The sequence below is a fragment of the Actinocorallia lasiicapitis genome, assembly GCF_054778695.1.
In genome coordinates, this window is sequence record NZ_BAAGZI010000170.1 from 1 (window position 1) to 11,508 (window position 11,508).

Below are 11,508 nucleotides of genomic sequence, written 5' to 3' on the forward strand. Positions count from 1 at the left end.
TCCCGCCGTGCCCGTCCGGCCTGGCGGTTCGGCCTGGCCCTGACGGCCGCCGCCGCGACGGTCGCGGCCGGGTTCGCCGTGCTCGGCGACGAGAGCCCCGTCGAGCTGCGGCCGGTGAGCGTCACCCGGTTCCTGGAGAGCGCGGCGTCCGCGGCGGAGAAGCACCCGAATGTCCGCCCGTCACCCCACCAGTGGATCTACTCCAAGACCTTCCGGCCCGCGCCCGCCGCCACGCGAGGCAGTCTTCCCGACCCTCTGGTTCACGCCGAGAGCTGGATCCGTTTCGACGGCCGGCAGAGCGCGAGCTACGAGCCGAACGGCGCCAAGGTCGAGCTGAAGATCGTCAACGAGAAGTGGGTGGAGCACAACACCGACAGCGAGGAGCGCACCCCGGCCCAGTGGTACGACTACTACCGGACCCTCCCCGCCGACCCGGCCGCGCTGCTCGCCCTGATGACGGAGCGCGCCGACGCCTACATGACCGAGCGGAAGGCCCCCTTCAGCTCGGCCGACGAACGCGACCAGTGGGTGTTCCGCAGGCTCGCCGACTTCCTCGACGACGGCGCCAGCCTGCCGAGCTCGATGCGGGCGACCGTCTACCGGGCGATCGCCCTGATCCCGAACGTCCAGATCAAGAAGGGCACGGCCGACGCACTCGGACGCCCCGGCACCTCCGTGATCCGGACGGGCGGCACCCCACGGCTCACCGAGGAGTTCATCATCGGCGACACCGCCCACACCTACCTGGGCAGCCGCGTGGTCACCACCGTCGACCAGCGAATCCCGATGCCCAAGGGCCTCACCGCCTCCCCCCCGACCGACGACATCATCAAGGCCGGCACGGTCCTCACCGACGAAGCCCTCGAATCCTCAGCCGTCGTCAACACCCCGGGCACCCGCCCCTGACCCTCCAGGTCCGGGCCTGTTCGACGCCCGGATCAGCCAGGGGTTGACCTCAACAAAGGTTCAAGTTGGATGCTGCTTCGCAGGAACCTGAAGCGAGAGGGGTCGATGATGAACCTGGTAGAAGTCACCGAATTCGGCGGGCCTGAGGTCCTGCGCAGCGTCGAGGTGCCGGACCTGGTGGCGGGCTCGGGCGAGGTCGTGGTGCGGGTCGCCGCGGCTGACGTCCTGCTCGTCGAGGCCGTCGTCCGGATGGGTCTCGGGGTGGATTTCTTTCCGCTGCGGCCGCCGTATGTTCCCGGCGGCGCGGTCGCGGGCGAGGTGTCCTCGGTGGGGCGGGGCGTCGACCCCGCGTGGCTGGGACGGCGCGTCGCGGTCAGGACCGACGGGCGGAACGGGTACGCCGAACAGGTCCTCACCACGCCCGGCGCCCTGATCCCCGTCCCCGACGGTCTGGGCCTCCAGCAGGCCGCCGCGCTGCTCCACGACGGCCCCACCGCCCTCACCCTCTTCGGCAACGCGAAGATCCAGCCGGGCGAGCACGTCCTGATCACGGCCGCGGCCGGAGCCATGGGCGTCCTGCTCGTCCAGCTCGCCCACGCGGCCGGCGCCACCGTGACGGGCGCGGCCCGCGGCCAGGACAAACTGGCCCTGATCCTTGAGCTCGGCGCGGACGCCGCCGTCGACTACTCCACCCCCGGCTGGACCGAGCGGGCACTCGCCGCGTCCGGCGGCAGGCGCCCCGACGTGATCCTCGACGGCGCGGGCGGCCCCCTCGGCGAAGCCGCGTTCACCCTCATCGCCACCGGCGGCAGATTCTCCGCCCACGGCGCGGCCGGCGGCCTTTTCGCACACATCGACCCCGAGGAGGCCGCCCGCCGCCGGGTGACCGTCACCGGAATCGAACCGGTCCAGTTCACCCCCGCCGAAGCCCGCGCCCTGACCCAGCGCTCCCTCACCGAAGCCGCCGCGGGAACCCTGCGCCCCTTCATCGGCCAGACCTTCCCCCTGTCCGACGCCCCAGCCGCTCACACCGCCATCGAATCCCGCCGAACCCTCGGCAAAACCCTCCTCCTCAGCGACGCGTAGTCTCCCTGCGCCCACCAGCCCGTTCTGATGCGCGCCCTCAGCGGCATCCTGATCGGGCAGGCGGGCTCCATGGCCGTCCCGGCGGCAAACCCACCTGGGGCCAACCGGCCACCCCGCGCTTCCTCGTCGCGGCAGAGGGAAAACCGGAGGCGCGATAGGGGGCGATCAGCCTACTGTCGGAGCATTTCCGCATCTGGGGGTGCTGGTGGTGGTCGAGCTTCATTTCCGGGGTGTGGTCGCGGATACCCACAACGATCTGCTGATGGCGGTGGTGGCGCGGCCGGTCGAGCGGTGGGCGGCGTTCTTTCGGGAGCGGTGGCTTCCTCAGTTGCGGGACGGCGGGGTCGGGGTGCAGGTGCTGCCCGTGTTCGTCGACGATCAGTTCCGGCCTGAAGGGGCGCTGCGGCAGACGTTGCGGATGGTGGAGTGCGCGCACGTCATCGCCGAGGGAAACGCTGACGCCGTCCGGCTGTGCCGTGACGGGGCGGAGATCGACTCGGCGCTCGCCGACGGCAGGATCGCGCTGGTCCTGGCCTTGGAGAGTGCTCCGGGCGTGGACGCGGATGTGGAGCTCTTTCACACGCTTCACCGGCTGGGGGTCAGGGTCGCGTCGATCGCGCACTGGGGGCGGACCGCGCTGGCCGACGGGAGCGGTGAGGACGCGACCGGCGGCGGCCTCACCAGCGCGGGTCTGCGGGCGCTGCGGACGATGGAGGAGCTCGGCATCCTGTTCGACGTCTCCCATCTGGGGGCCTCCGGCATCGCGCAGGTTCTGGAGACCGCGACCCGCCCTGTGATCGCCACCCATTCGTCGGCCCGCGATCTGCGCGACCACCACCGGAACCTGACCGGTGACCAGCTCAAAGGGATCGCCGCCACCGGAGGGGTCGTCTGCGTCAACTTCTTCGCGCCCTTCCTGAGCGACGATCCCGCCGGCTACACGGTGGAGCGGCTCGTCGACCACATCGAGTACGTCGCCGACGTCGCGGGCATCGACCATGTCGGCCTCGGCCCCGACTTCATGCGCGAGGTCATGACCGACCTGACGCCGCCCTGCTGCGAGGACTCCGGGTACGGCGGAATCGACCTCCGGGCCTGCGTCCCCGGCCTGGAGGGACCGAGCGGCCTGCCGCTGGTGACGGACGCCCTGATCCGCAGAGGGCTCCCGGAAGAGGACATTACCAAGATCATCGGCGGGAACGTGCTGCGGCTTTTCCGCGCCGAACTCGGGCGTGGCCGCTGATGGGCGAGATCCCGATCGGGCGGGAGATGGTGGTGCGGCTGGTCGGGGCGCAGATGCCCGGCTGGGCGGGGCTGCCGGTCGTCCGCGTCCGGTCGGCGGGGACGGATCATGCGATGTTCCGGCTGGGCGACGACATGGTCGTCCGGCTTCCGCGCATCCCGCACGCCGTCCGGCAGGTGGCCAAGGAGCAGCGGTGGCTTCCCCGGCTGGCACCCCACCTGCCGCTGGACGTCCCGGCTCCGCTGGCAGAGGGCGTCCCCGCCGACGGCTACCCGTTCCCATGGTCGGTGTACCGCTGGCTCCCCGGCGACAACGCCTTCGACGCGCCCCTGACCGACCTGCACGACACCGCCGTCCGCCTCGGCCGTTTCCTCCACGCCCTGCAACGGATCGACACCGCGGGCGGCCCTCCCTCGTTCCGAGGCGGTCCCGTCAGCGCGCACGACGACGCCGTCCGCGCCGCCCTCCGCGACCTGGCGGCCACCGGCGACCCCGACACGGCCCGCCGCGCCACCGAAGCCTGGAACCAGATCCTCACCCTCCCCCCATGGCCGGGCCCGCCCGTCTGGACCCACAGCGACCTCCTCCCCACCAACCTTCTCGCCCGATCAGGCCGCCTCACCGCCATCATCGACTTCGGCGGCCTCGGCACCGGCGACCCGGCCTGCGACGCCCTCCCCGCCTGGACCACCCTGTCCCCCGAAACCCGCGACACCTTCCGCACCACAGCCGGCTTCGACGACCCCACCTGGGCCCGAGGCCGCGGCTGGGCCCTCGCCTGGGGCCTCATGACCGACCACCACCACCGCACCACCAACCCCACCCTCGCCACCATCGCCCGCCAAACCCGCTCCGCGGCCCTGGCCGCCCCTTGACCGTGACGCGGCCTCCTCCACCCCCAGAGAAGACGACCCGAACGTACCGTTTGGGCGAATTGTCACTATCTGTCTGATATAACCAGGAGGCTTTTGTCTCTCACTTCCCAAGGTCACCATGCGTATCAGTCGTTGGATCGTCGTCGCGCTGCTCCTCGTCGCCGGAGTGGCCGGGGCGCCGCAGAGCGCGAACGCCGCGGACGGGGCCGTGCTCAGCCTCGACGTGCCCGGACCCTACGTCACCGAGGAGCCTCTGAACGCCAGCGGCATCCTGACCCGGACGGGCGGATCGGGCACGTCGGCGGCGGAGCCCGTGGCCGACGCCGAGGTCGTCATCTCCTACATCGCCACCTCCGGTGGGATCTTCGAGCAGGCGAGGGGCCGGACCGACGGCTCAGGCCGGTACGCGGTGACCGTCCCGGGTTCGTGGGCCTATTTCCGCGAGAACAGCGCGACGCTGGTGGCGTCCTCCTACGTGGACGGCCTGCCGGTGACCTCCCGCAAGATCACGTTCACTTCGGTCGTGCGAACGTTCTTCAGGATGATCGTCGAGCCGACGGGACCTGTCGCCTCGGGCTCGATGTTGACGTTCGTCGGCTCGGTGAGCTGGTCGGGAGGCATGAGGTCGGGAGCGCTCGACCACCAGCCGGTCACGTTGGAGTTCTCCGCCGACGGACGGACCTGGAAGCCCGCGGACAGGGGCCTCCTCGGCGGCTATGACGCGACCGACCGCTTCTGGCTGGAGGCGAAGGCCACCGCCTCCGGATACTGGCGGGTGGCCTTCGCCGGCAACGCCTACACTCTCCCCTCCCGTAGCCCGCTCCGGCGCGTCGAGATCCGGGACGGCACCCGCACGATCCTGTCCACGCGCACCAGCAAGGCAGCGCACACCGTCTCCTTCACCGGACGCCTGACGGTCAAGAAGGGACGGTCCTGGGTCGCGCCGGGCATCCGGACCGTCTCGATCCGTTCTCTGCGCCGCGGCACCACGAAGGCCGTCGAGTTGACCAGGGTCCGCACCAAGCGGGACGGCTCGTTCGCCGGAAAGATCAAGACCAGGGTCACAGGGTCGCTCATCGCCCGCTTCACCGGGGCAGGCGTTCAGTTGCCGAGCGAAGCGCGGCGCTGGGTCGAGATGCGCGCGAAAGCCAGTGTCAGGTCCGAGAAGGTCGCCCCGTCCACGGTGAAGGGCGGCTCGCCGGTCATCTACAGCGGGCGGCTCCTGAGCTGCGACACCGCGGGCAAATGCGCCAAGGCGCTTGCCAAACGGACCCTGCGGATCATGTTCCTGGACGCCGACCGGTCGACTCCGGTCCACGTCGGCACCGTCACTACCGATGCGTCAGGCCGGTTCCGGTTCAGGACCAGGGCTTCGGCCACCGGCGAGTTCTCCGCCGTGTTCGCCGCCGACGCCACCCATCTCGGCACCACCTCACGAGGAGCGTTCCTCGCGGTGACCGGGAACGCCCGAAAGGATCGAGGACGTTGATGTTCCGGAATCGTGCGGCGGCGCTGGCCGTGGCCCTCATAGCGGGCCTGCTCTCGCCCGCGGTGGCGCACGCCGACGAACCGCCGCGGACCAGGCTCCGGCTGCTGGTCAATGCCACCTCGACCGAGGGCGTCGTCGACCTGTACCCGGTCCTGGAGCTGGAAGGCCCCGAGGGCTGGTACCCCTTGGGCTCCCAGGCGGTGACGGTCGGCTATGACGGCTCAGCCGGGATTTCGACCTTCACCGGCGAGCGCGTCTCGGTCTCACCGGGACGTACCCGATCATGGTGGGCGCGGTACGACGGGCAGAACCGGTTCACGCCGGCGGAGGTCAAGGTCGACCTTCCCTATCCCTTCGTGACCCGGCTCGAGGCGACCGGCTGGCCGACGGGACCCGTCCACCGGAACACCGAATTTCAGGTGCTGGGCCGCCTGTCCTGGCCCGGCTACGACGCGCAGCAGCCCAACGGCATGATGGGCGCGGGGCTGCTCAGCCTGGAGTACTCCAGCGACAAACAGCGGTGGTTCGTCGCGTCGACCGACCGTCTGGCGACCTATGGGCGTACCGCGTTCCCCCGCGGTGCCTTCGTCCAGGAAGGCTATTGGCGGCTGCACTACTGGGGTTCCCCGCACAGCGCCGAGAGCGTGTCGGTACCGGTTCATCTCACGATGGCCCCGGACCGGACGCGCCTGTCGTTCACGGCCGACGCGAAGAAGAGCAGGCAGGTGAAGGTCTCCGGCGACCTGCTCGACCTGGATGACCAGCGGATGCTCCCGAAACGGAAACTCAAGATCTACTTCCGTGCGTCCAGCCGGAAGGCCTGGACCTACGTCACGACGACCGTGACGAACGCACGTGGCCTGTACGCGGCGACCCTCAAGAACCGTCGCAGCGGGTACTGGCGTGTCGTGTTCACCGGAAACCAGCACGCGGCGTCGACCACCAGCAAGACGAAGTGGGTGAAGATCAAGTGAAGCGTTCACAGCGGGCTTCGATCGCGGTCCTCGCGGCCGCCGCCCTCGGGATGACCGTCACCCCCGCGGCACATGCCGCCGAGATGACCGTTGACGACGTCCGGGTGTCCGCGTCGAGCGACGCCAGTGTGCTCCGGCCGTTCGAAGTGGGGGGCAAGGCCACGGTCAGGGGCCTGCTCGAGTTCCGCCAGGCCGACGGGTCGTGGCGACCGGGCGGATCCCAGCCGATAGAGCTCCACTACTACCGGGAGATGGAGAACTACTCGCTGCCCATCCCCAATCTGAGGACCGCGCCGGACGGCACCTTCTCCACCACCCAGCCGGTGACGGCGGACGGTTCCTTCCGCGCCTGCTTCGGGATCAGAACCGTCTCCTCGGTGGATACCCGATGCTCAGACGACGTGCGGATGGACGTGGGCGACCTGACGGTGTTCAGCGGGCTCAAACTGCGCCGGGAAACCCACTCCGGCAGCTCCTCCCTCACCGGTGAGACGACCCTGATCCGGCCGAGGCTCACCGGTTTCCACCGTTCCGTCGCCCGGGCGGCCGTCAACCTCAACTACTCGTCTGACGGTAAGCAGTGGGACCTCGGTGGAGGCGTGTTCCTGGGCAAAACGTCCGACGCCGGTCGGCTGTCCTGGGGGAGGATCGCGAAGAACATGCAATGGCCGCTTCGCGGCTATTGGCGGCTGGAGTACGTCGGGTACAGCCCCAACAGTTCGCCGGTCAGGACCGACCTCAGAGCGCTGAGCCGCGCGTTCTTCTTCGACCTGCGCCGGACCTCGAAGATCTCTCCCCTGCGCGTCTCTCCGAAGACGCCCGAGCGCGGTGCCAGGTTCACGATCTCCGGCAGCGTCCTGGGCGGCTACTTTCCTGCGAAGGGCGGCCGGGCCGTGTACTGGTACAAGCCGAAGGGCGCCAAGACCTGGCAGCAGGCGGGCCAGCAACTTCTGCGGCACGGCGCGTTCAAGATGCGTTTCAAGGCCACCAAGGACGGCCACTGGAAGGTGTCCTTCCCCGGCCACGTGAACCACCTCCCGTCAAGCAGAACCACCTACATCAACATCAACTAACCCAAAGCCGAGCGTTCCCGTGCGGGGTCAGGTGGTCAGGCGGGTGGTGAGGCGGGTGAGTTCTGGTTGGGTGAGGCCGTGGGAGAGGAGGAGGTCGGGGAGGGGGAGGGAGGTGATCGTCGCGGTGAGGGTGGCTTCGATGGTGGTGTTGTGCTGGGCGAGGATCTTGGTCGTGAGGGCTCGTTGGTCTCCGGCGCCGTGGTCTAGGTAGCGCTGTTTCATGCGGTCGTAGGTCAGGAGGTGGTCGGCGATGATCTCGTCGGGGGTGGCTCCGGCCAGGGTGAGGAGGATCAGGGCGAGGAGGCCGGTTCTGTCCTTGCCGCCCGCGCAGTGGAAGGCGACGCAGCCCGGGGCGGCGTCGGCGATCGCACGGAGCGCGGCGACGACCCGTTCGGGATGTTCGGCGAGGAGCGCCTGGTAGTGGAGCGGCGTGCCCAGGCCGTCGATCTTCAGCCAGCGTTCGTAGAACGGGGTGCCGACGGGATCCAGTGGTGTGTGCACCAGGGTGATTTCTGCGGGTCGCGGGGTGAGGTCGGGGTCGCCTTCCGTGAGGTTTCGGAGGTCGAGGATGGTGCGGACGCCGTGGTCGTAGGCCGCCGCCCAGCCCTGCGGGGTCAGGTAGGTGGGGGCCTCCATGCGTACCAGCGCGCCTCGCCGGATGCTTCCCAAGCCACCCAGGTCTCTGACGTTGACGCAGCCGTCCCAGCACAGGTCTCGATCCGTGTTCATGCCTGTGGGACGGACAAGATCGCTTGGGGGTTCGGAAGAAGAAATTCGGGGAGGGGTGTCGGATCGGGGGGTGGGGGTTCGTTGTGGGGGTGAGCGGGTGCCTGAAGCGGTGCCGCCGGAGGTGGGGAGAGCTGGATGCAGTACTTGGTCTCGGTGATCGCTGAGTCGGGGGAACTGGCCACGGCCGAGGAGGAGGTGGCGATCGATGAGTTCAATGAGAGGTTGCGGGCCGAAGGGCACTGGGTGTTCGCCGGGGGGCTCGGCGGGCCCGACACCGCGACGGTGATCGACGGCAGGGACGGGGCGGCGCTGTTCACCGACGGGCCGTTCGTGGAGTCGAAGGAATTCCTCATCGGGTTCTGGATCATCGAGGCGCCCGACCTCGACGTGGCGTTGAAGCTGGCCGCCGACGGGTCGAGGGCCTGCAACCGGAAGACCGAGGTGCGGCCCTTCCTGTGAGCGACGTGCGGGACGCGATCGTCCGGGCCCACCGGGAGGAGTGGGCTCGGGTGGTCGGCGTGCTGACCGGACGGTTCGGGGATCTCGACGTCGCGGAGGAGGCGGCGGCCGAGGCGTTCGCGGCCGCCGTCGAACGGTGGCCGGACGACGGGGTGCCGCCCAACCCCGGCGGCTGGCTGACGACCACCGCCCACCGCAAGGCCGTCGACCGGCTCCGGCGCGAGAACAAACGCGACGCCAGGCAGCGGGAGGCCCAGTCGCGGTACGGCGAACCGTCCGAGCCGCTCGGTGTCATCGACGACGAACGGCTCCGCCTGATCTTCACCTGCTGCCATCCGGCGCTGGCCATGGAGACGCGGGTGGCGTTGACGTTGCGCCTGGTCGGCGGGCTGACCGTCGCCGAGATCGCCCGCGCGTTCCTCGTGCGGGAGACCGCGATGGGGCAGCGGATCACCCGCGCCAAAACCAAGATCAAGGCGGCGCGGGTTCCGTACCGGGTGCCGTCGGCGGAGGATCTGCCGGGCCGGGTCGGCGGGGTGCTGGCCGTCCTCTATCTCGTGTTCAACGAGGGCTATCTGGCGTCCGGATCCGACCCGGTTCGTCCGGATCTGACGGGTGAGGCGATCCGGCTCGCCCGGCTGGTCCGCGTCCTGCTGCCGGAGGACGGCGAGGCGGCCGGGCTGCTGGCGTTGATGCTCCTCACCGAGGCCCGCCGGGCCGCGCGGGTCACGCCGACCGGCGAACTGATCTCTCTCGACGAGCAGGACCGCGGCCGGTGGGACGCGGCGCTCGTCGCCGAGGGCCATCGGCTCGTCCGGGAACGCCTGGCCACAGGAGTATCACCCGGCCGCTACCAGATTCTGGCGGCGATCAACGCCGTCCACACGTCCGCGCGGGAGATGCGCGACACCGACTGGACGCAGATCGTCGCACTCTACGACCAGCTCATCCGGCTCGACCCGTCGCCGATCGTCGCCCTCAACCGGGCGATCGCGCTCGCCGAACTCGACGGCCCCCGGGTCGCGCTGGCCACCGTCGACCGGCTCAGAACCGACCTCGACGGCTACCACGCCTTCCACGCCACCCGCGCCGATCTCCTGCGCCGCCTCGGCGATCCCGACCACTCCCGGGCCGCCTACACCAAGGCCATCGAACTGGCCGCCAACCCCGCCGAGATCGCCCAACTGACCCGCCGCCGCGACCGGCTGATCAGGCCGGACGCTTGACCTTGACACCGTGGCAGGGTCTTCACTGGAGGAAGGAGGTGGTTCTAATGATCATGTCGGAGCTGGGCCGGGGCGACGCGTCGGAGCGTCTGCAGCGGGCCCTGGCGGCCGGGACGTCGCCCGACGACAGTTCCGTCGACGCGCTCGTGGCGCGCTGCGCGGTGGAGCCCGACTTCTTCGTGCGCGACATGCTGACCTGGGCCCTCACCCGCCACTCGGCGGCCGTGACGGTGCCCCGCCTGCTCACGGAGGTCCGGGACGGGACGGGGCAGGCGCGGAGCCAGGCCCTGCACACCCTGTCGAAGATCGGAGACCGCCGCGCCTGGACGGTGCTCACCCCGGACGTCCTGACCGATCCCGACGACGAGGTCGCCCGGGCCGCCTGGCGGGCCGCCGTCCTCCTGGTCCCGGATGCCGAGAAGGCCGCGCTGGCCGCGGTGCTGGCGACCCAGCTCGGCCGCGGCGGCCGGGACACGCGGCTGAGCCTCAGCCAGGCCCTCGTCGGCCTCGGCGAAGTGATCTTGCCGGTGCTGCGCGCGGTGACGGGCGAGGCGAGGCAGCACGCGGACGTCACCGAACGGCTCCTGGCCGATCCCGAGCTCGGGTTCGAGGCCGCGGTCGAGGAGGCGAAACGGGTCGTGGCGCTCGGGGAGCCTGGATGCTGATCGGCGAGGTGGCGCGGCGGTCCGGCGTCAGCGCCCGGATGCTCCGCTACTACGACTCGCTCGGGCTGGTGCGGCCGACGGGCCGCACCAGCGGCGGCTACCGGGAGTACTCCGACGCCGACATCCGGCGGATCTTCCATGTGGAGAGCCTGCGGTCGCTGGGGCTTTCGCTGGGTGAGGTCGGGCGGGCGCTGGACGATCCGGGCTTCCGCCCGTCCGACCTGGTCGACGATCTCCTCAGCCGGACGCGCGAGCGGATCGCGGCCGAGACCGAACTCCTGACCAGGCTGGAGCGGATCGGCGCCGCGGAGCCCGGCGGATGGGAGGACGTCCTCCAGGTCGTCGCGCTCCTCCAGGGCCTGAGTTCGCAGAGCGCGGGAAAGCGCCAGCGGTCGGCGCTGTCGGGCGTCGCGATGCCGGTGGAAGCGCTGGTCGAAGCCGCACTGCGGGAGAGCGACCCGCACGTCGCGGGCGCGCTGCGCTGGGCGCTGGCCCAGACGGGCGACGCCGCCCTGCCCCTCCTCGCGGACGGCCTCGCCGCCCCGGACCCCGCGATCCGCGAACGCGCCGTCCAGTCCCTCATCGAGATCCCCACCGAAGCGGCGACCGCGCTCCTCCGCGACGTCCTCACCGCCCCCGACCCCGCGCTCCGCCGGGCGGCCGCCCTGTCCCTCGGCTCCCGAGGCGTGGCCGACGCCGTCCCGACCCTCCTCGACATGATCGTCGACGAGCGGAGCGACGCCGATGCCGCCGACTCCCTGGCCACCCTGTCCGCCGACCCCG

12 protein-coding genes are annotated in these 11,508 nt (G+C 70.6%); 11 read left to right on the forward strand and 1 reads right to left on the reverse strand.

Annotation, left to right across the window (positions count from 1 at the left end):
• The 7 genes from ACYVE7_RS19150 to ACYVE7_RS19180 all read left to right on the forward strand — a co-directional run.
• A partial coding sequence (locus ACYVE7_RS19150; RefSeq protein WP_460366316.1) for a CU044_5270 family protein occupies positions 1–906 on the forward strand: 906 nt, incomplete at its 5' end.
• 69 nt (positions 907–975) lie between these two features.
• Complete coding sequence (locus ACYVE7_RS19155; protein WP_460366317.1) at positions 976–1,992, forward strand: zinc-binding dehydrogenase; 1,017 nt, start codon at positions 976–978, stop codon at positions 1,990–1,992.
• Between the two features lie 208 nt (positions 1,993–2,200).
• Positions 2,201–3,235: a dipeptidase gene (locus tag ACYVE7_RS19160; RefSeq protein ID WP_460366318.1), complete on the forward strand. Its 1,035-nt coding sequence runs from the start codon at positions 2,201–2,203 to the stop codon at positions 3,233–3,235.
• Positions 3,235–4,110, forward strand: coding sequence for an aminoglycoside phosphotransferase family protein (locus tag ACYVE7_RS19165; RefSeq protein ID WP_460366319.1), 876 nt, complete (start codon positions 3,235–3,237; stop codon positions 4,108–4,110). The genes ACYVE7_RS19160 and ACYVE7_RS19165 overlap by 1 nt, the downstream gene beginning before the upstream one ends.
• 118 nt (positions 4,111–4,228) lie before the next feature.
• Positions 4,229–5,599, forward strand: coding sequence for a hypothetical protein (locus ACYVE7_RS19170; RefSeq protein ID WP_460366320.1), 1,371 nt, complete (start codon positions 4,229–4,231; stop codon positions 5,597–5,599).
• Positions 5,599–6,573 carry a hypothetical protein gene (locus ACYVE7_RS19175; RefSeq protein ID WP_460366321.1) on the forward strand — a complete coding sequence of 325 codons (975 nt, stop codon included), beginning with the start codon at positions 5,599–5,601 and terminating at the stop codon, positions 6,571–6,573. Before ACYVE7_RS19170 ends, ACYVE7_RS19175 begins: the two co-directional genes overlap by 1 nt.
• Positions 6,570–7,646 carry a hypothetical protein gene (locus tag ACYVE7_RS19180; RefSeq protein WP_460366322.1) on the forward strand — a complete coding sequence of 359 codons (1,077 nt, stop codon included), beginning with the start codon at positions 6,570–6,572 and terminating at the stop codon, positions 7,644–7,646. Before ACYVE7_RS19175 ends, ACYVE7_RS19180 begins: the two co-directional genes overlap by 4 nt.
• 27 nt (positions 7,647–7,673) lie before the next feature.
• Here ACYVE7_RS19180 and ACYVE7_RS19185 read toward each other — a convergent pair whose 3' ends face one another.
• On the reverse strand, positions 7,674–8,375 hold the full coding sequence (locus tag ACYVE7_RS19185; RefSeq protein WP_460366323.1) for a tyrosine-protein phosphatase: 702 nt from the start codon (positions 8,373–8,375) through the stop codon (positions 7,674–7,676).
• Positions 8,376–8,510: 135 nt separating this feature from the next.
• Here ACYVE7_RS19185 and ACYVE7_RS19190 point away from each other — a divergent pair, with 135 nt between their 5' ends.
• From ACYVE7_RS19190 to ACYVE7_RS19205, 4 genes are all read left to right on the forward strand, one after another.
• Positions 8,511–8,834, forward strand: a complete 324-nt coding sequence (locus tag ACYVE7_RS19190) for a YciI family protein (protein ID WP_460366324.1) — start codon at positions 8,511–8,513, stop codon at positions 8,832–8,834.
• Positions 8,831–10,060, forward strand: a complete 1,230-nt coding sequence (locus tag ACYVE7_RS19195) for an RNA polymerase sigma factor (RefSeq protein WP_460366325.1) — start codon at positions 8,831–8,833, stop codon at positions 10,058–10,060. The genes ACYVE7_RS19190 and ACYVE7_RS19195 overlap by 4 nt, the downstream gene beginning before the upstream one ends.
• Positions 10,061–10,107: 47 nt before the next feature.
• Complete coding sequence (locus tag ACYVE7_RS19200; RefSeq protein ID WP_460366326.1) at positions 10,108–10,725, forward strand: HEAT repeat domain-containing protein; 618 nt, start codon at positions 10,108–10,110, stop codon at positions 10,723–10,725.
• The coding region (locus ACYVE7_RS19205) for a MerR family transcriptional regulator (RefSeq protein WP_460366327.1) at positions 10,719–11,508 on the forward strand (790 nt) is incomplete at its 3' end. The genes ACYVE7_RS19200 and ACYVE7_RS19205, both read left to right, overlap by 7 nt.

Coding starts and splice junctions, on each gene's coding strand:
- ACYVE7_RS19155 (WP_460366317.1), top strand. CDS start 976: ATGCTGCTTCGCAGGAACCTGAAGCGAGAGGGGTCGATGATGAACCTG.
- ACYVE7_RS19165 (WP_460366319.1), top strand. CDS start 3,235: ATGGGCGAGATCCCGATCGGGCGGGAGATGGTGGTGCGGCTGGTCGGG.
- ACYVE7_RS19170 (WP_460366320.1), top strand. CDS start 4,229: ATGCGTATCAGTCGTTGGATCGTCGTCGCGCTGCTCCTCGTCGCCGGA.
- ACYVE7_RS19175 (WP_460366321.1), top strand. CDS start 5,599: ATGTTCCGGAATCGTGCGGCGGCGCTGGCCGTGGCCCTCATAGCGGGC.
- ACYVE7_RS19185 (WP_460366323.1), bottom strand. CDS start 8,375: ATGAACACGGATCGAGACCTGTGCTGGGACGGCTGCGTCAACGTCAGA.
- ACYVE7_RS19190 (WP_460366324.1), top strand. CDS start 8,511: ATGCAGTACTTGGTCTCGGTGATCGCTGAGTCGGGGGAACTGGCCACG.
- ACYVE7_RS19200 (WP_460366326.1), top strand. CDS start 10,108: ATGATCATGTCGGAGCTGGGCCGGGGCGACGCGTCGGAGCGTCTGCAG.